At 70.1% G+C, this 21,944-nt stretch carries 20 protein-coding genes; 6 read left to right on the top strand and 14 right to left on the bottom strand.

Annotated elements, in window-relative coordinates; translation table 11 throughout:
- Positions 1-16: 16 nt before the first annotated feature.
- Positions 17-3,529 carry a chromosome segregation protein SMC gene (gene smc / locus QE377_RS15590; RefSeq protein ID WP_307325047.1) on the bottom strand — a complete coding sequence of 1,171 codons (3,513 nt, stop codon included), beginning with the start codon at positions 3,527-3,529 and terminating at the stop codon, positions 17-19.
- Positions 3,530-3,972: 443 nt separating this feature from the next.
- Between smc and QE377_RS15585 the strand changes: the two genes are divergently transcribed.
- Complete coding sequence (locus QE377_RS15585) at positions 3,973-4,224, top strand: hypothetical protein (RefSeq protein WP_307325044.1); 252 nt, start codon at positions 3,973-3,975, stop codon at positions 4,222-4,224.
- A 29-nt stretch (positions 4,225-4,253) separates the two neighbouring features.
- Positions 4,254-5,333 (top strand): GNAT family N-acetyltransferase, encoded by a 1,080-nt coding sequence (locus QE377_RS15580; RefSeq protein ID WP_307325042.1) that lies wholly within the window; start codon positions 4,254-4,256, stop codon positions 5,331-5,333.
- A 112-nt stretch (positions 5,334-5,445) separates the two neighbouring features.
- On the opposite strand, the gene mutM is transcribed toward QE377_RS15580, so the two are convergent.
- From mutM to QE377_RS15550, 6 genes are all read right to left on the bottom strand, one after another.
- The gene (gene mutM, locus QE377_RS15575; RefSeq protein WP_307325040.1) at positions 5,446-6,342 is read right to left on the bottom strand and encodes a bifunctional DNA-formamidopyrimidine glycosylase/DNA-(apurinic or apyrimidinic site) lyase; all 897 of its coding nucleotides are present in this window, start codon (positions 6,340-6,342) and stop codon (positions 5,446-5,448) included.
- 1 nt (position 6,343) lies between these two features.
- Positions 6,344-7,036 carry a ribonuclease III gene (rnc, locus tag QE377_RS15570; protein WP_307325038.1) on the bottom strand — a complete coding sequence of 231 codons (693 nt, stop codon included), beginning with the start codon at positions 7,034-7,036 and terminating at the stop codon, positions 6,344-6,346.
- 10 nt (positions 7,037-7,046) lie between these two features.
- Positions 7,047-7,256: a 50S ribosomal protein L32 gene (rpmF, locus tag QE377_RS15565; RefSeq protein ID WP_045248451.1), complete on the bottom strand. Its 210-nt coding sequence runs from the start codon at positions 7,254-7,256 to the stop codon at positions 7,047-7,049.
- Between the two features lie 12 nt (positions 7,257-7,268).
- Positions 7,269-7,766 carry a DUF177 domain-containing protein gene (locus QE377_RS15560; RefSeq protein ID WP_243228192.1) on the bottom strand — a complete coding sequence of 166 codons (498 nt, stop codon included), beginning with the start codon at positions 7,764-7,766 and terminating at the stop codon, positions 7,269-7,271.
- A 104-nt stretch (positions 7,767-7,870) separates the two neighbouring features.
- Entirely contained in the window at positions 7,871-8,371 is a 501-nt protein-coding gene (gene coaD, locus QE377_RS15555; RefSeq protein WP_307325027.1) for a pantetheine-phosphate adenylyltransferase, read from the bottom strand.
- Positions 8,372-8,424: 53 nt separating this feature from the next.
- Complete coding sequence (locus QE377_RS15550; protein WP_307325025.1) at positions 8,425-10,602, bottom strand: ATP-dependent DNA helicase RecG; 2,178 nt, start codon at positions 10,600-10,602, stop codon at positions 8,425-8,427.
- A gap of 51 nt (positions 10,603-10,653) precedes the next feature.
- Between QE377_RS15550 and rsmD the strand changes: the two genes are divergently transcribed.
- Positions 10,654-11,229 (top strand): 16S rRNA (guanine(966)-N(2))-methyltransferase RsmD, encoded by a 576-nt coding sequence (gene rsmD, locus QE377_RS15545; RefSeq protein WP_307325023.1) that lies wholly within the window; start codon positions 10,654-10,656, stop codon positions 11,227-11,229.
- Here rsmD and thiL read toward each other — a convergent pair.
- The gene (gene thiL / locus QE377_RS15540; protein WP_307325021.1) at positions 11,199-12,185 is read right to left on the bottom strand and encodes a thiamine-phosphate kinase; all 987 of its coding nucleotides are present in this window, start codon (positions 12,183-12,185) and stop codon (positions 11,199-11,201) included. The two genes, rsmD and thiL, sit on opposite strands and share 31 nt — an antisense overlap.
- A gap of 69 nt (positions 12,186-12,254) precedes the next feature.
- On the opposite strand from thiL, the gene QE377_RS15535 reads away from it, so the two are divergent.
- The gene (locus QE377_RS15535) at positions 12,255-12,722 is read left to right on the top strand and encodes a DUF3515 family protein (protein ID WP_307325019.1); all 468 of its coding nucleotides are present in this window, start codon (positions 12,255-12,257) and stop codon (positions 12,720-12,722) included.
- 3 nt (positions 12,723-12,725) lie between these two features.
- Here QE377_RS15535 and QE377_RS15530 read toward each other — a convergent pair whose 3' ends face one another.
- From QE377_RS15530 to leuC, 6 genes are read right to left on the bottom strand one after another with little or no spacing between them, the layout of a single operon-like run.
- On the bottom strand, positions 12,726-13,811 hold the full coding sequence (locus tag QE377_RS15530) for a D-alanine--D-alanine ligase family protein (protein ID WP_307325017.1): 1,086 nt from the start codon (positions 13,809-13,811) through the stop codon (positions 12,726-12,728).
- Positions 13,717-14,847 carry an NAD(P)H-dependent glycerol-3-phosphate dehydrogenase gene (locus QE377_RS15525; protein WP_307325014.1) on the bottom strand — a complete coding sequence of 377 codons (1,131 nt, stop codon included), beginning with the start codon at positions 14,845-14,847 and terminating at the stop codon, positions 13,717-13,719. Before QE377_RS15525 ends, QE377_RS15530 begins: the two co-directional genes overlap by 95 nt.
- Positions 14,840-15,610 carry a 1-acyl-sn-glycerol-3-phosphate acyltransferase gene (locus QE377_RS15520; RefSeq protein ID WP_307325012.1) on the bottom strand — a complete coding sequence of 257 codons (771 nt, stop codon included), beginning with the start codon at positions 15,608-15,610 and terminating at the stop codon, positions 14,840-14,842. Before QE377_RS15520 ends, QE377_RS15525 begins: the two co-directional genes overlap by 8 nt.
- Positions 15,610-16,974, bottom strand: a complete 1,365-nt coding sequence (gene murA, locus QE377_RS15515) for a UDP-N-acetylglucosamine 1-carboxyvinyltransferase (RefSeq protein WP_307325008.1) — start codon at positions 16,972-16,974, stop codon at positions 15,610-15,612. The genes QE377_RS15520 and murA overlap by 1 nt, the downstream gene beginning before the upstream one ends.
- 10 nt (positions 16,975-16,984) lie before the next feature.
- The gene (gene leuD / locus QE377_RS15510) at positions 16,985-17,590 is read right to left on the bottom strand and encodes a 3-isopropylmalate dehydratase small subunit (protein WP_137417174.1); all 606 of its coding nucleotides are present in this window, start codon (positions 17,588-17,590) and stop codon (positions 16,985-16,987) included.
- A 1-nt stretch (position 17,591) separates the two neighbouring features.
- A complete protein-coding gene (gene leuC / locus QE377_RS15505) occupies positions 17,592-19,061 on the bottom strand; it encodes a 3-isopropylmalate dehydratase large subunit (protein WP_307325003.1) in 1,470 nt (489 codons plus the stop codon).
- A gap of 247 nt (positions 19,062-19,308) precedes the next feature.
- On the opposite strand from leuC, the gene QE377_RS15500 reads away from it, so the two are divergent.
- The gene (locus QE377_RS15500) at positions 19,309-20,628 is read left to right on the top strand and encodes an O-acetylhomoserine aminocarboxypropyltransferase/cysteine synthase family protein (RefSeq protein ID WP_307325000.1); all 1,320 of its coding nucleotides are present in this window, start codon (positions 19,309-19,311) and stop codon (positions 20,626-20,628) included.
- Complete coding sequence (locus tag QE377_RS15495; RefSeq protein ID WP_307324997.1) at positions 20,625-21,941, top strand: LLM class flavin-dependent oxidoreductase; 1,317 nt, start codon at positions 20,625-20,627, stop codon at positions 21,939-21,941. Before QE377_RS15500 ends, QE377_RS15495 begins: the two co-directional genes overlap by 4 nt.
- The last annotated feature ends 3 nt before the right edge of the window (positions 21,942-21,944 follow it).

Raw genomic sequence — 21,944 nt, 5'->3', positions numbered from 1 at the left:
GCCTACGCGGCCGGGCTCATGCGGATTCGCGCTCGCGAACCCGCTGGCCGACGACGGCCGAGACGCCGTCCTGACGCATCGAGACGCCGTAGAGCGCGTCGGCGATCTCCATGGTCCGCTTCTGGTGCGTGATGACGATCAGCTGGCTGGATGCACGCAGCTGCTCGAACACCGTCAGGAGGCGCCCCAGATTGGCATCGTCGAGCGCCGCCTCGACCTCGTCGAGGATGTAGAAGGGGCTGGGGCGCGCCTTGAAGATCGCGACCAGCAGCGCGACCGCTGCGAGCGAGCGCTCCCCACCGGAGAGCAGCGACAGTCGCTCGACCTTCTTGCCGACCGGGCGCACCGAGACGTCGATCCCGGTCGTGAGCGGGTTGTCGGGATCCGTCAGCGCGATGCTGCCGGTGCCGCCCGGGAACAGCAGAGGGAACACCTCGGTGAAAGCCACGCGGGTGTCCTCGAACGCCTCCAGGAAGATCGACCGCATCCGCTCGTCGAGCTCCTCGATGATCGTGAGGAGGTCCTTGCGCGTCTGGGTCAGATCGGCGAGCTGCTCGGTGAGGAACGTGTGCCGCTGCTCGAGGGCCGCGAACTCCTCGAGCGCGAGCGGGTTGACGCGTCCGAGCTGCGCGAGCTTGCGCTCCGCCTCTTGGAAACGCTTGCGCTGCTGCCCGCGGTCGAAGGCGATCGCGGGCCGCTCCCCCTCCTCGGTCGGTTCGACGGAATCGTCCGGGATGGGCTGGTCCGGCCCATATTCCGAAATCAGAATGTTCTCGTCCAGGCCGAGCTCGCTCTGCACCCTCTCCCGCAGCGAGCCGACGTGGAGCTTCTTCTCGTGGATGCGCAGCTCGAGTCCGTGCACGCTCTCCGTGAGCCCGCTCAGCCGCTCGCGCAGCGCGGCCTCCTCGCGTCGCGCCTCGGAGAGCTCCGCCGTGACGGCGGTGCGCGCGGACTCAGCCGCGGCGAGTTCCACGCGCGCCTGAGACACCGAGCGGTCGACCGAGTCCAGCAGCGCCGGCAGCTGCGCTGCGACGGATGCGGCGATGTCGCGCTGACGTCGACGGATCACGGCGCGGCGAGCCGCTTCCTCGGCGGCCGCCCGTTCGCGTTCGCGTTGACGTTCGAGCTGAGCGATGCGTGCCTCGCCCGCGCGGATCCGCTCGCGAAGAGTCTCTACATCCAGGCGGGCGCGCATCTCGCCGTCACGCGCGGCGTCGAGCGCGGCGAGCATGCCGTCGCGGGCCGACGCGTCCAGGATCGGTCGCGGCGCCTCCTGCGCGGACGCCAATCGGTCGGCCGCGACACGCGCCGAGTCCTCGGCCTCGGCGACCGCCGCCTGCGCCTGACGCAGCGTCTGCGTGAGCCGCTCGCACTCCGCCACCGCGGATTCGTGCCGGACCGTCGCCCGGTTGACCTTCTCCGCGTGAGCCGCCAGCGCGGCGTCGTGCGAGCGCAGCGCGTCGAGGGTGAGCTTGGTGCGGGCGCGCGCCTCCTGGAGGGCGCGCGTCTGATCGGAGAGGGCTTCGCGCAGGGAGTCGGCGACGACCTGCAGCTCACCGAGCCGCTCCGCGGCCGCATCACGCTCGGCTGCGAGCTCGAGCCGGGAGCGCCCCTGGCCGCTGCCCGCACGAACGGAGAAGCGCGTGACGATCTCACCCGCGCGCGTGACGACGGTAAGGTCGGGGGCCGATGCGAGAACGCTCTGCGCAGCAGGGAGGTCTGCAGCGATCACGACCCGCGCGAGGAGTCCCGCGACGCCTGCCGGGGCGGTCATGACGTCGGTCGCCCGGACTGCACCGTCGATGTCGGGGAACTCGGTCGGGACGGCCGACACTTCCGCGATCACGATGTCTACGACACCGAAATCTCCGGAACGGGCGATCGCCGCCGCATCCAACGCATCCGCCTCGCTGTCCACCAGTACGCCCTCGGCGACAGCGCCCAGCGCGGCGGCGATGGCCGCTTCGTAGCCCGACGTGACCTGAACGGCGTCCCCCACGAGCCCGCGGACTCCGCTGCCACCGGCCGCGATGAGCTCGGATGCGCCGGTGCGCACGTCGAGCGCACGGCCGAGGGTCTTGACCTGCGCGGAGAGCGCGTCGACCTCGCGCTCGGTCGCGTGCAGACGCTCCCGGATGCCGGCCATCTCCGTTTCGGCGTCGGCAGCGTGCCGCTGCGCCTGTTCGTAGGCGGCGGCGTGCTCTGCCGACGACGTCTCCGGAACCAGGTCCGGGTCGGCGCCGGCGAGCTCCTCCTCGGCCTCGGCTCGGCGAGCGAGCGCTGCGTCCAGCGCCTTCTGCTGCCGTTCGACGGCGGCGCGCACGGCCGCCAGGGCCGATTCCGCCGCTTCCGCCGTGCCACGCAGAGCCGTGAGCCGCATGTCGTGCTCGGAGACGAGAGCGCTCTGCGCAGCGATATCGGCATCCAGCGCGTCGAGCTCGGCGCGCGCGCGGGTCACGTCTCGCGCAGCGGCCGCCGCAGCGTCCTCCGCCTCGCCGACCCCGGTCGTGATCGTGTCGAGCTCCTCACGCGCTTCATCGATCGCAGCCTGCGACACGGTCGGCGCCGGCGCCAGCGAGTCCTCGTCCTCGGAGAGCAGGCTCAGCCTCTGCCCCGCGAGCGTGTACAGACCGCGCAGGCGCTCCTGCACCTGTTCGAGACCGAAGGCGACGCGCCGCGCCGCATCCACCGCTTCGGAGCGCTCCTGCGTCTCGAGGGCTGTGACACGAGCCTTGACCTGGTCGGCGCGATCCTGCAGGAGTGTCCGCTCCGCTCGCCGGTCCTGCTCGTTGCGCGCGAAGTCGGCGAGTTCCGCCTGCAGTGCGACCAGCTCGTCGGCCAGCAGCCGCGCCCGCGCGTCGCGGACGACAGCGGCGATCGTCGCCGCCTCTCGGGCGATGTCCGCCTGGCGTCCGAGCGGTTTGAGCTGACGGCGCAGCTCTCCGGCGAGATCGCTGAGGCGGGTGAGATTCGCCTCCATGGCCTCGAGCTTGCGGAGGGTCTTCTCCTTGCGTCGGCGGTGCTTCAGGATGCCCGCCGCTTCCTCGATGAAGCCGCGACGGTCTTCGGGGCTCGCCTGCAGCACGGTGTCGAGGCGCCCCTGCCCGACGATGACGTGCATCTCCCGGCCGAGTCCCGAGTCGCTGAGCAGCTCCTGCACGTCGAGGAGCCTGCAGGACTGCCCGTTGATCGCGTATTCGCTGGCGCCGTTGCGAAACAGCGTCCTGCTGATCGTCACCTCGGCGTACTCGATCGGCAGCGCTCCGTCGGCGTTGTCGATCGTGAGCTGCACCTCCGCACGGCCGAGCGGTCCACGGGTGGACGTGCCGGCGAAGATGACGTCCTCCATCTTTCCGCCGCGGAGGGTCTTGGCTCCCTGCTCGCCCATCACCCAGGCGAGGGCGTCGACGACGTTGGACTTGCCGGATCCGTTCGGTCCCACGATCGCGGTGACACCGGGCTCGAGGGCGAAGGTCGTGGGCTGCGCGAACGACTTGAACCCTTTGAGCGTCACGCTCTTCAGGTGCATGCGAATCCTCCGGTCGTCGGGCTTCTCACGACGTTACCGGAGCGGCCCTCGCCCGCCTCGCAGCGACGCAGGCGGACAGCGCGACACGCCCGGGATGTTGACAGCTGTCTCTCAGACACGCTAGCGTCCTGATCTGCCAACCGACGTTGAGAAAGGAGATCGCAAGATGACTCGTCTGCTTGTCACCACCGCGCCGAACACGTGCGCCGTCGATGCGATCCGCTCCGTCGGTGTGTTCCAGAACGGTCGCACGCACACCGCTCGTTGACCCGCGCCGGGGATAAGTCTGCCCATCACCGAGCAGCGATCCGCGCGGAGTCGAGCGCACGCTGAGCCGTTCGTTCCTCCGCCGCCCGTGCCCTCGCACGTGGTCGGCCCTTCCCGACCGCACTGCGGCCCCATCCGGCGGCCGCATCCTGCCCACTCTCACTCGGAGAATCATCGTGAACATCACGCAGGACGCCCCCATCCGGGCGTCGCTTCCCACCCACCCGCCGTCGCCCTCGCAGGTACGGCCCACCCTCATCGATCGCATGGCGATGCACATCGGACTCCGGCTGCTGCTCTGGGGGCGCGACCGCTCGCGGCGGCGCGTCTCCTCCGAGGCCAACGCCCGGGCACTGCTCGCGCAGGATGTCCGACACGCGTACGACCTCGCCGTCGTGCGCACCGGAGCCCAGCCCACGATCCGATGATCGACACGAATCACCCACGGAGCACCAGCATGAACATCCTCACCACTCTCGAGCTGCGGCCCGTCGAGGTCCCCACGGACCTCGACGGGCCCGGAGCCCGGGACTTCCACCGGCTCGCCGCCATTCGCAACGACGTCTATCGCGAGATCTCCGGCACGGACGACGACCGGATGACACCCGGCGAGCTCGCCCCGTTCGCCCGCTCCGACGCACATGAACTGCGCCTCCAGTGGCTCGTGCTCCTCGATGACGAGCCGGTCGGGCGCATGGGCATGGATCTGCCGCAGGAGGACGGCTCACGCACGGCGTACGTGTTCATCGAGCTCCGGCACGACGTGTGGCGTCGGGGCATCGGCGAGCGTGCGCACGCGCTCCTCGAAGAGACCGCCCGCGCGCACGGTCGCAGCGTCATGCAGAGCTGGGTCGAGCATCCTGCCGCCGAGGGCGAGCAGTTGACACCCCCGACAGGCTTCGGAACGGTGCCGCTCGATCATCCGGCTCGTTTCCTGCTGCGGCACGGGTACACGCTGGAGCAGATCGTGCGAAAGAGCGCCTTCGCCCTCGACAGCAGCCGGGCAGCACTGGAGCAGCACGCCGCCGTGGCGCGTGCCGCAGCGGCCGAGTACCGCGTCGTGCAGTGGGAGACCCCCACTCCCGACGAGTACGTCGAGGGCTACGCGTGGATGAAGTCGCGTATGTCGACGGATGCACCCTCGGCCGACCTCGTGGTGGACGAGGAGACCTGGGATGCCGCGCGGGTGCGGATGTGGGATGCGGAGATCCTCGACGGCGGGCGCCGGATGCTGGTGACCGCCGCACAGCACATCGCCACCGGCGAGCTGTGCGCATTCAACGAGCTCGTGCTCGGCGTCGACCCCGAGGTGGCGTCGCACCAGTACGACACCCTCGTGCTCTCGACGCATCGCGGTCATCGGCTGGGCATGCTCGTGAAGGCCGAAGGGCTGCTCGCGTGGCCGCGAATCGCCCCCGACTCCACGCGCGTCGTGACGTACAACGCCGAGGAGAACCGGCCGATGCTCGACATCAACGAGGCCATCGGCTTCACGCCGGTCAGCTACGAGGGCGTGTGGAAGCGCGTGCTCTCGTGATGGGTGGAGTCCCGCGTCCCCGGCCGGTTCGGAGTGCGCCCGCGCGCCGAACCGGCCGGGGCCTTCGCGGTCGCGCCCGACGGTACGGCACCCACGATCCTCCGACGGAGGGTCAGCGCAGCTGTTGGCAGTGCGGGCAGTAGTGGCTCGACCGGTTCGCGAAGGCGACGCGCACGATCGCGTGGGCGCAGCGGGCGCAGGACTCACCGGTACGCCCGTACGCGTTGAGCGAGTGCGCGAAGTACCCGGCCTGTCCGTTCACGTTGACGTACTGTGCGTCGAAGCTCGTGCCGCCCTCCGCGAGAGCCTTCTGCAGCACCGCGCGCACTTCCGCGAGCAGCCGATTCACCGCCCGCGTGCTCAATGTCGCCGCAACGGTCTCGGGATGGATGCGGGCGGCCCACAGCGCCTCGTCGGCATAGATGTTGCCGATGCCGCTCACGACGCCCTGATCGAGCAGGACCCGCTTGACTCCCGAGCGCTTCCGCGCGACGAGCCTGCGGAAGTCCGCGTCGTCGAACGCCGGATCGAGCGGGTCGCGCGCGATGTGCGCCACCTGCGTCGGAACGCTCGCACGATCGGTCCCATAGCCTCCCGCCGCGCCGTCACGGGTCGGCACGAGGCGGTCGACGGCGAGGGAGCCGAACGTCCGTTGATCGGCGAAGACCACGGCGAGCTCGCCGTGCTGCGGATGCCGGATGTCGAACCGCACGCGCTCGTGGCGCTCACGGGGCGCCCCCGGCTCGCGCAACAGCATCTGACCGCTCATGCCGAGGTGAGCGACGACGGCCTGCTCCCCCGCATCCGCCAACGGGATCCAGAGGAACTTGCCCCGGCGCGCAGGCGCGCCGAGCGTCCGGCCCGTGAGCTCGGCTTCGAAGTGCGATCCATCGCCGGGATGACGGGTGAGCGCGCGCTCGTCGAGCACCTCGACGCCGTTCACGAACGCGCCGTCGACGGCGGGCGCGAGACCTGCGCGCACGACTTCGACCTCGGGGAGCTCGGGCACCTCAGTCGCGCCCGCTGAGGGTGCGCCACGCCGTCAGGGCAGCCGCCATCTCGGCCTGCTTCTTGCTCGTCCCCGAGCCCGTGGTGCTCAGATCACCTACGGTCACGGTGCCTTCGAAGACACGCGCGTGGTCGGGTCCGGTCGAGTCCACGCGGTAGACGGGCGCGGGCAGTCCCATGCGTGCCGCAAGCTCCTGCAGCGCGGTCTTCGGATCGACCGCCGCGTCGTAGCGTTCCGGGTCTGCGAGCAGCGGCTCGATGAGGCGCAGCACGAGGGCCGTCGCCGCCTCCGCACCCGCGGACAGGTAGGTCGCGCCGATGATCGCCTCGGTCGTATCTGCGAGGATCGAGTCCTTGTCGTCGCCCCGGGTCAGCTGCTCACCGCGGCCGAGGCGGATGTACGCGCCCAGGCCGATCGAGCGGGCGACCTCTGCGAGGGCGACGGTGGACACGACGCTCGCCCGCCGCTTGGCCAACGAACCCTCGTCGAGTTCGGGATGCGAGCGGTAGAGCTTGACCGTCACGGCCTGACCGAGCACCGAGTCGCCGAGGAACTCGAGACGCTCGTTGTGCGGGATCTGACCGTGCTCGTACGCGTACGAGCGATGTGTCAGCGCCAGCGCAAGAAGCTCGGGGTCGATATCGACCCCGAGCTTCTCGGAAAGTGCGGAGAGATCCGCAGCTGCGTCCGTCACGGAACGCGGCTCAGATGTCAGCGACCTTGCGGCCCTTGTACTCGAGGAACAGCTCGGTACCCTGCGAGTCGGTGACGACCTTCGCCTGGTGCGGGCGGCTGTAGACGACCTTGCCGTTCTCGATGGTCTTGACGAGGGCGGGAGCCTCGGCCTTCCACTGCGCGCGGCGCGAACGGGTGTTGGAGCGCGAAACCTTGCGCTTCGGGGGGTTACCTGCCATGGTCTTCTCTTTCTACGAGGTCTGTGTGCTTTGTCCTGCGTCGCCGGGCTCCGTGGCCGGTTCCGCTACCAGGTCCGCAAGCGCTGCCCAGCGAGGATCGAGGGCTTCGCGCGGTGCCTGCGCGGGGTGGTCTGCCAGACGCTCACCGGTCTCGGGGTCGAGACCTGGGCAATCGGGCCGGCACACCGGCTGGAACGGAAGCGACAGGACGACGCCATCCCTGACCAGATTTTCAAGATCCACGTGGTCGTCTTGAACTTCGAAGTCGGACGCTTCCGATCCAGGATACGCGAAAAGCTCCTGGAACTCGACTTCGACAGGCGCGGCGATGTCGATGAGGCATCGTCCGCACACGCCCGTGTACTCCGCCTCGACGTCGCCGGTGACGAGGATGCCCTCGTGAACGGACTCCAGGCGAGCCTCGATGTGCACCTCTTCGCCCTGTGCGACAGAGACGAGCCCCTCACCCCACTTTTCGGGCGCGGGCACGTCGAAGGACACCTCGCGCATCTCGCCGGGGCGATTGACGATGTCGCGCACACCGATGCTGAAGGGGCCGGGTCGACGATTTCTCACCCGGAGAGTCTAGCCCGACGACACGAGGCGAGGCCGGTTCAGATGCCGCGGCCGCCTGTGTCGAGGAAGCGCGAAACGACCGGAGGAACGTACGGCGACACGTCGCCGCCGAGAGAGGCGACCTGCCGCACGAGCGAGCTCGACACGAGCGCGTGCGAGGGGTCGGGCAGCAGGAACACGGTCTCGACCCCCGCGAGATGGCGGTTCACGATCGCCATCGGCGTCTCATAGGCGACGTCCACCTGCGAGCGGATGCCCTTCACAAGCACGCCGGCACCGACCTCGGTCGCGTAGTCCACCAGCAGGCCCACGCTCCACGACGCCACCGTGATGTGCTCGGCCGGGAAGCCGTCCTCGCGGATCGACTGCTCCAGCAGGGAGACACGCTGCGCGATGGGGAGCATCGCCTCCTTGCCGGGGTTGTGCACGACGAGCACGTGGACCTCGTCATACAGGCCCGCGGCCCGACGGATGACGTCGAGATGACCGAGGGTGGGCGGGTCGAAGGAGCCGGGGACGACGGCGATCCGGTTGCTCACCCTCTCACCCTAGCGGGGTGACTTCGGCGGAGGCGGAACGCACCACGAAGCCGTCAGTTCTTTCCCAGCGCCGCGCGTTCGTCCGCATCCAGCCGGCGCTCGATCGCACCCGCGAGTCCGGGATGCCGCAACAGCGCCGGGTCGTCGGCCAGGATCGCCTCGCCATCGCTGCGCGCACGCGCGATGAGATCGGCGTCCGTCACGACCCGCAGCATCCGCAGCGAGGAGCGCGCGCCGGACTGCGCTGCTCCGAGGACGTTGCCTTCACCACGCAGCTGGAGATCCACCTCGGCGAGCTCGAAGCCGTCGAGCGTCGCCGCCACCGCTTCGACACGCGTGCGAGCGGACGTGCGGGGCGGCGCGTCGGTGACGAGCAGGCAGAGCCCCGGCACCGAACCGCGCCCGACGCGTCCGCGGAGCTGGTGCAGCTGAGACACGCCGAAGCGGTCGGCGTCGAGGATGATCATCGTCGACGCATTGGGCACGTCGACACCGACCTCGACGACGGTGGTCGCCACGAGCACGTCGATGTCTCCCGCAGCGAAGGCGCGCATGACCGCATCCTTCTCGTCCGAGGGGAGCTTGCCATGCAGCAGCGCGATCCGCTTCTCGGCGAACCGGGGATGCTCGGCGAGGAGCCCGACGACCTGAACGACGCCCCACCGCGGACGTGAGGCGCCGACGTCGTCGGGGAGGTCGTCGATCGTGGTCGACGGCTCCTGGCCGGCCTCGGCGATCGCGGTCTCGGGCTCGACGTCGATCGCGGGACAGACCACGAAGACCTGGTAGCCCTTCTCGACCTCCTCCGCGGCCCTCATCCAGACCCGCTCGAACCACGCGGGCTTCTCCCCCACGGGCGCGACGAACGACTCGATGCCGGCGCGCCCGGCAGGCATCGTGCGTATCGTGGAGACGTCGAGGTCGCCGAAGACCGTCATCGCCACGGTGCGCGGAATCGGCGTGGCCGTCAGCACGAGCGCGTGCGGACTCGTGCCCTTGGCACGCAGCGTCTCGCGCTGCTCGACACCGAAGCGGTGCTGCTCGTCCACGACGACGAGCGCGAGGTCGGCGAACGTCGTCTTGTCGCTGAGCAGCGCGTGAGTGCCGACGACGATGAGCGCCTGTCCGGCGGCGACCCGCAGTGCCGCCTTGCGTCGTTCGGCGGCACCCATCTGACCGGTGAGCAGCGTCGGCATGAGCTCGGGAGCGAGGGCCGGACCGAGCATCTTCGTCAGTGAGCGCAGATGCTGAGCGGCGAGCACCTCCGTCGGCGCGATCAGCGCGGACTGCCCGCCGCTCTGGGCCACCTGGAGCATGGCGCGCAGCGCCACGAGCGTCTTGCCCGAGCCGACCTCGCCCTGCACGAGGCGGTTCATGGGCCAGGGGCCGACAAGATCGGCGGCGATCGCGTCGCCGACCGACACCTGGTCGGGCGTGCGGTCGAACGGCAGCGCGGCGTCGAAGCGCTCCAGGAGAGAGCCCGCCGGGCGAGGCTCCGCCGACAGCGCACGGACGAGCTGGCGCTGCTGCAGCAGAGCGGTCTGCAGGACGAGCGCCTCCTGCCAGCGCAGAGTGTGCACCGCCTGGTCGACGGCATCGTCGAAGTCCGGCCGATGCACGCGCTCCAGCGCCTCGCGGAAGCTCAACAGCCCCTCGCGGGCGCGGATGTCGTCCGGGATCGGATCGTCGAGAGGGGCGAGCAGATCGAGCGTGTGGGAGATCAGCTCACCGATCTTCCAGCTGGACAGCGACGCGGTCGCGGGGTAGATAGGGATGGGCTGCGAGGCGTACGCCTGCGCGTTCATCAGCGCCACGCTCTCGTCCTCGAAGAGCTGGTAGTCCGGATGCGCGAGCTGCATCTGACGGCGGTACTCGCCGACTTTGCCCGAGAAGGTGCCGCGCCGGCCGACCTTGAGCTGCTCCTGCCGCCACGACTGATTGAAGAAGGTGAGCACGAGGTCGCCGCGGCCGTCCGTGATGACGACCTCGAGGATCGAGCCGCGCCGGTTTTTCATCCTCCGATCGGTCACGCTCTTGACCTGCGCGACGATCGTGACCTGCTCGTCGACCGTCAACGAGTCGATGGGAGTGAGTTCACCGTGCTTGGCATAGCGACGTGGGTAGTGCGTGAGCAGATCGCCCACCGTCCGCATCCCGAACGCCCGCTGGAGCGTCGTCGCGGCCTTGCCCCCGATCACGCCGTCGAGACGGGAATCGAGGGTGACGGACATGAGCCGATTCTACGGCGGGCCTCCCCCCACGCCCGTCGGTAGGGTGAGGGGGTGACGCGCATCATCGCCGGAGCGGCCGGCGGACTCCGACTCGACGTGCCTGCCAGCGGCACCCGGCCGACCAGCGACCGCGTCCGCGAGTCGCTCTTCGCCGCGCTCGAGTCCCAGGACCTCCTCGCCGGCGCCCGCGTCCTGGACCTGTACGCGGGCTCGGGCGCGCTCGGCCTCGAGGCGCTCAGCCGCGGCGCCGTGCACGTCGACCTCGTCGAGCACAATCCGAAGGCCGCCGCCGTGGTGCGGCGCAACGCCGAGGTGATCGCCCGCGCCGCCGGCGCGACGGCCCGGGCCCACCGCAGCACGGTGAACGCCTTCCTTCGTCAGGGGGGCGCCGAGTACGACCTCGTGTTCCTCGACCCGCCCTACGACATCGCCGACGAGGATCTGGCGGAAGCGCTCGCGCTGCTGCGCCCTCTGCTCTCCGCCGACGCTCTGGTGGTCGTCGAGCGGGCCAAGCGTTCCACCGAGCCCGACTGGGATCTCGCGGACCTGGAGCAGGTGCGCGAGCGCCGTCACGGCGACACCGCGCTGTGGTGGGCTCAGCCGCGCCCGGCATCCCAGTCGGCGTAGGGATCCCATCCACCGCGATCGGCGGGACTCGCGCCGTCCACCGTGACCGGATGCTCGCCGCGCGCACGCACGGTGCCGATCCGACGGAAGCCGTCGGGAAGATCCAGGTACGCGGGGAAGGCCGCCAAGAGCGCGTGATCCTCTCCGCCGCTGAGCGCGATCTCCGCATCCGGACCGAGCGCTGCGGTGTCGAGCGCAATCGTGACGCCCGAGGCGTCTGCCAGGCGCGTCGCGTCCAGCACGAGACCGTCGGACACGTCCATCATGGCGCGCGCGCCCGCCGCCGCCGCCCGTGACCCGAGGGCGATCGGCGGATGCGGGCGCAACTGCGCCGCGATGTCCTCGCGCTCCGCATCCGTGAGCGCCTGCGGATCGACCGGCACGGGGCGCGCGTCGGCGTCGCGGAAGCGGGTGAACAGGAGTCGCAATCCGCGCGCCGCGCCGCCCAGATCCCCCGCGACCGCGACGGTGTCGCCCTCCCGCGCGCCGGATCGAAGCACCGCGGGACCGTCGAGCTCCCCCAACGCGGTGACGGCGACGGTGAGCGTGTCGGAGACCGTCAGGTCACCGCCCTCCACGGCGCACCCGGGGGCGAGCTCGTCGCACGCCGCCCGCAGGCCGTCCGCCACGGCCTCGACGAAACCGATCGTCGTGTCCTCCGGCATCGCGAGCGCGACGAGCAATGCGGTGGGACGCGCACCCATGGCGGCCACATCCGCGAGGTTCACGGCGGCGGCCTTCCAGCCGAGGTCGAAACCTCCGGTCCACGCGAGCCGGAAGTCCGGGCCGTGTACCAGGGTGTCCACGGTCGCGACGATCTGCCCTGCAGGCGCCAGCACCGCCGCGTCGTCGCCGGGTCCGACGACGGCGGAGCCCGTCCCGACACGTGCCAGGATGCGGCGCAGGATCTCCCGCTCGCTGAGCTCTGCCACAGTCGTCTCGGTGCGCTCGTCCACCCCGCCACGCTACCTTCCGCGTCGCTCACCCGAGACGGATGCGGCCGCGCCCGGGGTTAGCCTGGGAGGGTGATCCGCCCCCGACTCGGCCGCCTGGCAGCCGTCGCCCTCGTGCTGCTCGCCCTCACCGGCTGCAGCAGCACGGTCGCGCTCGAACCCGCGCCGGCCGCGAACGACCCGCGCTGCGCGGATGTGACGGCCTACCTGCCCCAGAATGTGGCGGGCCAGGACCGTCGGTGGACGGACGCGCAGGCGACAGGGGCGTGGGGCGACCCGGCCGCCGTGATCCTGACCTGCGGCGTGACACCGCCGGGACCCTCGACCCTCGTCTGTCAGACGGTGTCGGGCGTGGACTGGCTCGTCGACGACAGCGACGCGCCCAGGTATCGCCTCACGAGCTTCGGGCGCACGCCCGCCGTGGAAATCTACCTCGACAACGACGTGGTCTCCAGCGTCGACGTGCTCGACAGTCTCTCCTCGCTGGTCGCGAAGCTGCCCAAGGACGGGGAGTGCACCGCACGCCCCGGCACCTCGTAGGCGTCAGCGCCGCGCAAGCGCCGTCTCGATGAGTTCCGAGAGCAGCTCCGAGTAGCTGAGGCCGGACGCGATCCAGCACTTCGGGAACATCGAGATCGGCGTGAAGCCGGGCATCGTGTTCAACTCGTTGACGATCGGACCGTCGGCGGTCAGGAAGAAGTCGACGCGTGCGAGCCCGCGGCCGTCGACGGCCGCGAAGGCGCGCAACGCCATGGCGCGAACCGCTTCGATCTCGGTATCGGTCATGTCCGCGGGGCACACCACATCCACCCCGTCGCCGCCGAGGTACTTGCCCTCGAAGTCGTAGAACTCGCGGGAGCTCAAGACGATCTCGCCCGGAAGAGAGGCGCGCACGACGCCGTCGCGGCCCTCGAGGACACCCACCTCGACCTCGCGTCCGACGATGCCCTGCTCGACGAGCACCTTGTCGTCTTCTCCGAAGGCGATCCGCAGGGCCGCGTCGAGCTCGTCGACGGAATGCACCTTCGAAACACCCACGCTGGAGCCCGCGCGAGCCGGCTTGACGAACCAGGGAAGCTCGAGGTGCGCGAGGCGCGGACGTACCGCATCCGTGTCATCGTTCCAATCGGCACGGCGCACCGTCACCCCGGGTGAGACCGGGATGCCGTCCGCTTGCAGCGCGACCTTCATGAAGTGCTTGTCCATGCACAGGGCGGAGTCGATCACTCCGCCGCCGGCGTAGGCCAGCTCGAGCGTGTCGAAGAAGCCCTGGATGGTGCCGTCCTCACCGTGCGAGCCGTGCAGGATCGGCAGCACCGCGTCCACCGCACCCAACTCGCGCACGGCGCCGTCCGCGTCGCGGACACGCAGCTGCCTGTCGCCCACGGCCTCGGGCCAGATGATGCGCGTGCCGTTGTCGACCACGGCGGGCAGGCGACCGGCGATGAGCGCGAACTTGTCAGGATCGTCGTCTTCGAGCACGAACGCGCCCTCGCGGGTGAGGCCGACCGGGATCACCCGGTAGCGCTCGCGGTCAAGCGAGCCCAGAACCCCGCCCGCCGTGGCGGAACTGATCGAATGCTCGCTGGAGCGACCGCCAAAGAGCACCACCACTACCGGCTTGTCCATGCTGGGTCCTCTCCCCCTGCGGGGTGTCGTCGTCGGTGGTCAGGTGGGGGGCGATCTCACGCGGGTTCATCGTGCCGTCCAGCACGCGCTTGACCTGCTCGACGATCGGCATCTGCACGCCGCTCGCCTTGGCCAGCTGGAGGATCGGAGCGACGGATGCGAGTCCCTCCGCGGTCTGCTGCATCTGCGCCACGACGTCCTGGAACTTGTACCCCTGCCCCAGAAGCCTGCCGGCGGTGTTGTTCCGGCTGAGGGGCGATTGGCACGTGGCGATCAGGTCGCCGAGCCCGGCAAGCCCCTGCAACGTCTCGGGCTGGGCGCCCTGGGCGACGGCGAAATCCGTCATCTCGACCAGACCGCGGGTGATGATCGACGCCTTCGTGTTCTCGCCGTAGCCGACCCCGTCGACGATCCCGATCGCGACCGCGATCAGGTTCTTCAGCACGCCGCCGAACTCTGTGCCGATCACGTCCGTGTTGACGAACGACCGGAAGTAGCGGTTACGCGCCGCGCGGGCCACGATCTCCGCGGTCTCGGGGCTGATCGAGGAGATGACCGCGGCGGTGGGCTGCTCCTGGGCGATCTCGAGCGCGAGGTTCGGGCCGGACGCCACCGCGATGCGCGCCGGATCGCACCCGAGTGCCTGCTCGATGACCTGGCTCATCCGGAGCCCGGTGCGCTTCTCGACGCCCTTCATGAGGGAGACGACGGGCACGGAGCTTCCCTCGAGCAGGGGCCGGACCCCCGCGAGGTTCTCTCGGAGCGCCTGACTCGGCATCGACAGGTAGACCTGATCGGCGCCCTCGAGCGCCTCCGCGAGGTGCGAGGTCGCGGTCATCGTGCGCGGCAGATTGATTCCGGGAAGGTACTTGGTGTTGCGCTTGCCGGTGTGGATCTCGTTCGCGAGCTCGGGGCGGCGCGCCCACATGACCACATTCGCACCACCGTCCGCAAGGATCTTGCCGAAGGTGGTGCCCCAACTGCCCGCGCCGAGGACGGCGACGCGCGTCACGGGGGTCGAGGTGCGCCTACTCAAGACGGCCCGTCTCGCTCTGTCCGTGAGCTCCGGGCTCCCAGCGCGCCGCCGGAGCGGGTTCGCCGCGGAGCTCAGACAGCAGCCCGGCGATCTCGTCCATGACGCGCGTCGTGAGCTCCGCCTGTGCCGCGGGGTGGGCGGCACGGTCGCGGTACTCCTCCAGGGCGATCGACGGACCGACCAGCACACGCACCCGCTTGCGCAGCGGCCACAACCGGAACTTGCCGTAGCGCGGCATGATCTGCTGCGCACCCCACTGGGCCATCGGGATGAGGGGGATGTCGCCGGCCAGCGCCAAGCGCGCCGCCCCGGTCTTTCCGCGCATGGGCCACAGATCGGGATCGCGCGTGAGGGTGCCTTCGGGATAGACGATGACGCCGGCGCGACGCTCCGCCAGGTGACGCGCCGTATCGAGCGACTGCTTCGCAGCGGCGGCGCTGGAGGCGCGAGCCACCGGGATCATTCCGGTCGCGCGCAGCGCCCAGCCGAGCACGGGAACCCGGAACAGGCTCTCCTTCGCCATGAACCGCGGGGCGCGACCCATCCGCCAGACGGCGACGGCCACGAGAAGCGGGTCGATCTCGCTGTGGTGGTTGGGGGCCAGCACGAACGGGCCCTCTTCGGGCAGGTTCTCCTCGCCCTCGATCTCGATCTTGGCGATCAGGCCGACGAACGGCACGACGATCCCACCGAGCAGCCAGAAGACGCTCGGCCGTGTCTTCTCCGTCGACGCGCGCCGCCGACGGTGCGTCTCCGGCGCCATCAGCCGATGACGTCGAAGTCGGCGCCGAGCGCGGTCAGCTTCGCGAGGAAGTCCGCGTAACCGCGGCGGATGATCCCGATGTTGCGCACCGTCGAGGTGCCTTCCGCGGCCAGCGCCGCGATGACGTGGCTGTATCCGCCGCGCAGGTCCGGAACCGTGATGTCGGCGCCGTGCAGCGGGGTCGGTCCGGTGATGACCGCGGCCTGCTCGAGCGAGCGGCGCGGCACGCGACGCGGTCCCTCCTGCAGACCGTGCGGGTACACCGTGATGTCGGCGCCCATCTTGACCAGGGCCTGGGTGAAGCCGAAGCGATTCTCATACACCGTCTCGTGCACGACCGAGCGTCCGGTCGCCTGCGTCAGGGCGACGATGAGCGGCTGCTGCCAGTCCGTCATGAAGCCGGGGTGCACGTCGGTCTCGACCGTGACGGGCTGCAGCGCGTCGCCGCGGGCGAACAGGATGCCGTCCTCCCGCACCTCGAAGTGCGCACCGATCTTGCGGAGCACGTTGAGGAAGGTCAGCATCTCCTGCTGCCGCGCGCCGGCGACGAAGATCTCGCCGTCCGTCGCGATGGCCGCGCTGGCCCAGCTGGCGGCCTCGTTGCGATCGAAGATGGCACGGTGGTCGTAGCCGTTGAGCTTCGGGACGCCCTCGATGAGGATGACCCGGTTGGGCTCGTAGGAGATGATCGCGCCCATCTTCTGCAGCAGCGCGATCAGATCCATGATCTCGGGCTCGATCGCGGCGTTGCGCAGTTCCGTGACGCCCTGCGCACGCACGGCGGTCAGCAGCACCTGCTCCGTGGCCCCGACGCTCGGGTAGGGCAGGTGGATGTTGGCGCCGTGCAGACCCCGCGGGGCGGACAGGCGGATGCCGCTCGGGAGCTTTTCCACGATCGCGCCGAACTTGCGGAGCGCATCGAGGTGGAAGTCGATCGGACGGTCGCCGATGCGGCATCCGCCGAGGTCGGGGATGAACGCCTGCCCGAGCCGGTGCAGCAGAGGCCCGCAGAAGAGGATCGGGATGCGGGACGCACCCGCGTGCGCGTCGATCTCCTCCATGTGGGCGCTCTCGACGTCGCGCGGGTCGAGCACGAGCGAGTCGGGCTCGTCGCCCTCGGCCACGCGCACGCCGTGCACCTCGAGCAACGAACGCACCACGGCGACGTCGCTGATCATGGGCACATCGCGCAGCAGGCTCGGGCTCTCACCCAGCAGGGCAGCGACCATCGCCTTGGTCACGAGGTTCTTCGCACCCTTGACCTCAACGGTGCCCCGAAGAGGTCGTCCGCCGCGGATCTCGAGGATCTCCGCCTCCTCCGCGAGAGGGCTGGAGGACTCGGTGGTCTGCCCGAGAAGTGTCATATGCGGTGCCTCACTGTGCGGGAAGGGGCGGGAGTGTCCGCGGCTTCCAGGATTCGCGTCGCGCTTCGTAGGCGGCGATCTTGTCTTCGTTGCGGAGCGTGAGCCCGATGTCGTCGAGACCCTCCAGCAACCGCCATCTAGTGTAATCGTCGATCTCGAACGGGACTCGGAGTTCGCCCGCGACGACCTCGCGTGCCGTCAGATCAACCGTCATCTCCATGCCGGGCTGCGCGTCGATCGCCGCCCAGAGAGCTTCGATGTCGGCCTCGGTCACGACACCCGTCACGAGTCCCTGCTTGCCCGCGTTGCCGCGGAAGATGTCGGCGAACTTGGGGCTCAGCACGACCTTGAATCCGTAGTCGCGCAGGGCCCAGACCGCGTGCTCACGGCTCGAGCCGGTGCCGAAGTCGGGCCCGGCGACGAGGATCGAGCTCTGAGCGAAGATCGGCTGGTTCAGCACGAAGTCGGGATCCTGGCGCCAGTTGGCGAACAGCGCATCCTCGAAGCCCGTCTTGGTCACCCGCTTCAGGTAGACCGCGGGGATGATCTGGTCCGTGTCGACGGCGGAACGCTTGAGGGCGGCGGCGACACCGGTGTGAACGCTGAACTTCTCCATGTCAGACCCCCGCCCCGACGATCGCCGGCTCTTCGACGGGATCGAGATCCCCCGGACTGGACAGCGTTCCGCGCACCGCGGTCGCCGCAGCGACGAGCGGCGACACCAGGTGCGTACGCCCGCCCTTGCCCTGCCGACCCTCGAAGTTGCGGTTCGACGTGGATGCGCACCGCTCGCCCGGAGCGAGCTGATCGGGGTTCATGCCCAGGCACATCGAGCATCCGGCGAAACGCCACTCCGCCCCGAACTCCTCGAAGATGCGGTGCAGTCCCTCGGCTTCCGCTTCCAGCCGGACGCGGGCGGAGCCGGGCACGACCATGACCCGCACGCCTTCGGCCTTCTTGCGGCCCTTGACGATAGACGCGAATGCGCGCAGGTCCTCGATGCGACTGTTGGTGCACGAGCCCATGAAGACCGCATCCACGGGGACGTCCTTCAGCTTCGTGCCGGGGACGAGATCCATGTACTGCAGCGCGCGTTCGGCGGCCACGCGCTCGTTCGGGTCCGCGATCTCGGACGGCGTCGGTACGACGTCGTTCAGCGACACCCCTTGACCGGGGTTCGTGCCCCAGGTCACGAAGGGCTCGAGCTCGTCCGCGTCGAGGAAGACCTCCGCGTCGTAGACGGCGCCCTCGTCGCTCGGGAGCGTGCGCCAGTAAGCGACCGCATCCTCCCAGTCCTGCCCCTTCGGGGCGTGCGGACGGCCCTTCAGATACGCGAACGTGGTCTCGTCCGGGGCGACCATGCCGGCGCGCGCGCCCGCCTCGATCGACATGTTGCACATCGTCATACGCCCCTCCATCGAGAGGGCGCGGATGGCGCTGCCGCGGAACTCGAGCACGTAGCCCTGCCCGCCATTGGTTCCGATCTTCGCGATGACGGCGAGGATGATGTCCTTCGCGGTGACGCCCGGGCGCAGCGTTCCCTCGACCGTGATGGCCATGGTCTTGAACGGCTTCAGCGGCAGGGTCTGTGTAGCCATGACGTGCTCGACCTCGCTCGTGCCGATGCCGAAGGCCATCGCCCCGAAGGCGCCGTGGGTGGAGGTGTGCGAGTCGCCGCACACGACCGTGATGCCCGGCATGGTCAGCCCCAGCTGTGGACCGACGACGTGCACGATGCCCTGCTCGGCGTCGCCCAGCGAGTGGATGCGCACACCGAACTCGGCGGCGTTGCGGCGCAGCGTCTCGATCTGCAGGCGGCTGGTCGGGTCTGCGATCGGCTTGTCGATCGCGAGCGTCGGGGTGTTGTGATCCTCGGTCGCGATCGTCAGGTCGAGGCGCCGCAGACCCCGCCCTTCGGCGCGGAGACCGTCGAAGGCCTGCGGACTCGTGACCTCGTGCACGAGGTGCAGGTCGATGTAGATGAGGTCGGGCTGGCCGTCCTCGCCCTTGACCACCAGGTGGTTGTCCCAGACCTTCTCGGCCAGGGTGCGCGGCGCGGACGCCGCGGAGTGATCGGGATTGCTCATGCTGTCGTTCTCCTGAGATGACGGTGGATCAAGCCCGCAACGAACTCCGCGACGAGGGAGGCCTGGGTCTAGGACTCGTCGCGGCTGCGAAGGAGAAGGCGAGCGATCCGCACCCGCACAGGCTACCACCGAGCTCCGGGGCCGCGGCCCACCCGCACGGGCGCCCAGGTGACGTTGTGTGTCGGCGCACTCGCCCGCGAGCGGTCTGCGCTCTTAGGCTGCTGCGACCCGAGACGGCAGGACCCTCATGACCGAACCCACCCACGGATTCGCCACGCGACAGGTGCACAGCGGCACCGATTGGACGGATGCGGCATCGCGCACCGTCCCGGTCTACATGACCGCCGGCTTCCGCTTCGACGACTTCGACCACGCGGCCGCGCACTTCGCGACGGGCGACGGCTACGGCTACACGCGCACCGGCAACCCGACCGTCGACGCCCTCGAGCGCCGCCTCGCCGAACTGGAGGGCGGCGCCGGCGCGGTGTTCGTCGGCAGCGGCCAGGCGGCCGTCTCCGTCGCGCTGCTGTCGCTGCTCTCGGCCGGTGATCACCTGGTCAGTTCCACCCACATCTACGAGGGAACGCGCGGGCTGGTGAACGACCTGCTCTCCCGGTTCGGGGTGACGGTCACCTATGTCGACGACATCGCGGACCCGCGCGCGTGGCAGGACGCGATCCGGCCCGAGACCCGTGCCCTGTTCGCGGAGTCCATCGGCAATGCGCGCAACGATCTGCTGGACGTGCCCGCCATCGCCGCCGTGGCGGACGGCCTCGGCATCCCGCTCGTCGTCGACAACACGTTCGCGACCCCCTACCTCGTGCGACCGATCGAGCTGGGCGCGGCGGTCGTCGTCCATTCGGCGAGCAAGTTCCTCGCCGGCCACGGTGCGGCCCTCGGCGGCGTGATCGTCGACGACGGCCGCTTCGACGCCGCCCGCTCGGGGGCGCTCTTCCCCCAGCTGGTGAACGCGCGCCACGACGGCGCGCCGAGCGTGTGGGAACGCCACGGCGCCCGCGCGCGTCTGGCCTATGTGCGAGAGTCCGTCGCCCCGCGGCTGGGCCCCACGCCCTCGCCGCTGAACGCCTTCCTCGTCTCGCAGGGCATCGAGACGCTGCATCTTCGGGTGCGAGAGCAGTCGGCGAATGCAGCACGGATCGCGGCGTGGCTCGAGAGCCGCGACGAGGTGGCGTCGGTCGACTACGTGGGACTCGCGAGCCATCCGCATCACGCCCTCGCCGAGCGCCTTCTCCCCCGCGGCGCCGGGTCGGTGTTCACCTTCACGCTGCACGGCGGCGAGACGGCGGCACGCGCCTTCGTCGAGGCGGTACAGGTCGTGACCCACATGACCCATCTCGGCGACGTCCGCTCACTCGTGCTGCATCCGGCCACGACGAGTCACGCGCAGCACACCGACGATGCGCGCGCCGCGCTCGGCGTGTATCCGGGAACGCTGCGGCTGTCGATCGGTATCGAGGACGCCGACGACCTCATCGCCGATCTCGAGCGGGCGCTCAAGGCCGCCGCCCTCGCGGCATCCGCACGCACGATCGAGGTCATCGGGTGAGCCGTCCGCAGCACTTCGGCTGGTTCCTGGCCCGCGGGTTCGGTCCGCACGGCTGGGGACTGCCCAGCCTGGACTGGGACTACGACTGGACGGCTCCGCACCTCTACCAGGAGTCCGCGCGCACCTTGGAGCAGGCAGGGTTCGATCTGCTGATCATCGAGGATGCGCCCTCGCTCGGATCCGCGGAGACGATCGATCTGCGGGTGCGGCACGCCTTCGGCGGCCCCAAACACGATCCCTTCGTGCTGGCCCCGTATCTGTTCGCGGCGACCCGGCACCTGGGAGTCGTCCCCACCGTGAATCCCGCGGCGTACCTGCCCTACACGGCCGCCCGGCAGTTCGCGTCGCTGCAGCACCTGAGCGGCCACCGGCTGGGACTGAACGTGGTGACCGACACCGGCAGTGCCCGTCACTTCGGGACCGACGCGCCGCTCGGGCACGATGCCGCCTACGACCGCGCCGAGGAGTGGCTGGACGGCATCCGCTCGCTGTGGCGGAGCTGGGACGAGGGCGCACTGATCCTCGACCGCGACGACGACCGCTATGCGGACGGGACGCGGATGCGGGCCGTCCGCCATCGCGGCGAGCATTTCGGATTCGACGGCCCACTGAACGCACTGCCGTTCAGCGACGGTGAACCCGCGATCGTGTCACCGGGCGGGTCGGAACGGGGCCTTGCGTTCGCCGGAGCGCACTCCGACGTGCAACTCGCGCTCGCCCCTCTGGACGAGGCGAGCGTGCGCGCCTACCGGGAGCGCATCCATCGGGCCGCGCGCGAGCGCGGCCGCAACCCGTCGGACGTGAAGGTGCTGTTCGCGATCCAGCCCGTGCTCGTCTCTTCCGCCGAGGAGGCGGACCGGCTCGTGGCCGCGTCCCGCACGCCCGACGAATCCGCGCTGCGCGCGATCGCCCGGCGCCAGTCCTCGGATCTGGAGACCGACCTCACCGCGCTCGATCTCGACCGACCGCTGCCCGACGGGCTGTTCGCCGGACACGTGTCGCACGGCAGCATCCGCCGGCTCGTCGGCGACCATGACGCGCGCGAGACGCCGCTGCGGGAGATCCTCGCCGCGCACGCGCGCCTCGGCCGCATCTCGGACGGCACCGGGTGGGTGGGGACGGCGGGCGAGCTCGCGGATCGCATCGAGCAGTTGGGCGACTGGGGCAACGACGGCGTTCTGCTGTGGGGCGATGTGCATCCGGTCACCGTGCACCGCATGCTGGACGAGCTGGTGCCGCTCCTCCGCCGCCGCGGCATCCTGCGCCGCGAGTACGGCGACGCCGGCCTCGGCGCGAATCTGCGCTCGTTCTGATCG

Origin of the sequence: Microbacterium sp. SORGH_AS_0862, assembly GCF_030818795.1 — a bacterium.
Classification (GTDB): Bacteria; Actinomycetota; Actinomycetes; order Actinomycetales; family Microbacteriaceae; genus Microbacterium.
Note: the sequence above shows the minus strand (reverse complement) of the source record. Positions and strands in the feature narration are given on the sequence as shown.

What these genes read in the sequence shown, in the direction of transcription:
- smc (WP_307325047.1), bottom strand. Translation starts at nt 3,529, where the DNA reads ATGCACCTGAAGAGCGTGACGCTCAAAGGGTTCAAGTCGTTCGCGCAG.
- QE377_RS15580 (WP_307325042.1), top strand. Translation starts at nt 4,254, where the DNA reads ATGAACATCCTCACCACTCTCGAGCTGCGGCCCGTCGAGGTCCCCACG.
- rpmF (WP_045248451.1), bottom strand. Translation starts at nt 7,256, where the DNA reads ATGGCAGGTAACCCCCCGAAGCGCAAGGTTTCGCGCTCCAACACCCGT.
- QE377_RS15560 (WP_243228192.1), bottom strand. Translation starts at nt 7,766, where the DNA reads ATGCGCGAGGTGTCCTTCGACGTGCCCGCGCCCGAAAAGTGGGGTGAG.
- QE377_RS15550 (WP_307325025.1), bottom strand. Translation starts at nt 10,602, where the DNA reads ATGTCCGTCACCCTCGATTCCCGTCTCGACGGCGTGATCGGGGGCAAG.
- QE377_RS15530 (WP_307325017.1), bottom strand. Translation starts at nt 13,811, where the DNA reads ATGGACAAGCCGGTAGTGGTGGTGCTCTTTGGCGGTCGCTCCAGCGAG.
- QE377_RS15520 (WP_307325012.1), bottom strand. Translation starts at nt 15,610, where the DNA reads ATGGCGCCGGAGACGCACCGTCGGCGGCGCGCGTCGACGGAGAAGACA.
- murA (WP_307325008.1), bottom strand. Translation starts at nt 16,974, where the DNA reads ATGACACTTCTCGGGCAGACCACCGAGTCCTCCAGCCCTCTCGCGGAG.
- leuD (WP_137417174.1), bottom strand. Translation starts at nt 17,590, where the DNA reads ATGGAGAAGTTCAGCGTTCACACCGGTGTCGCCGCCGCCCTCAAGCGT.
- leuC (WP_307325003.1), bottom strand. Translation starts at nt 19,061, where the DNA reads ATGAGCAATCCCGATCACTCCGCGGCGTCCGCGCCGCGCACCCTGGCC.
- QE377_RS15500 (WP_307325000.1), top strand. Translation starts at nt 19,309, where the DNA reads ATGACCGAACCCACCCACGGATTCGCCACGCGACAGGTGCACAGCGGC.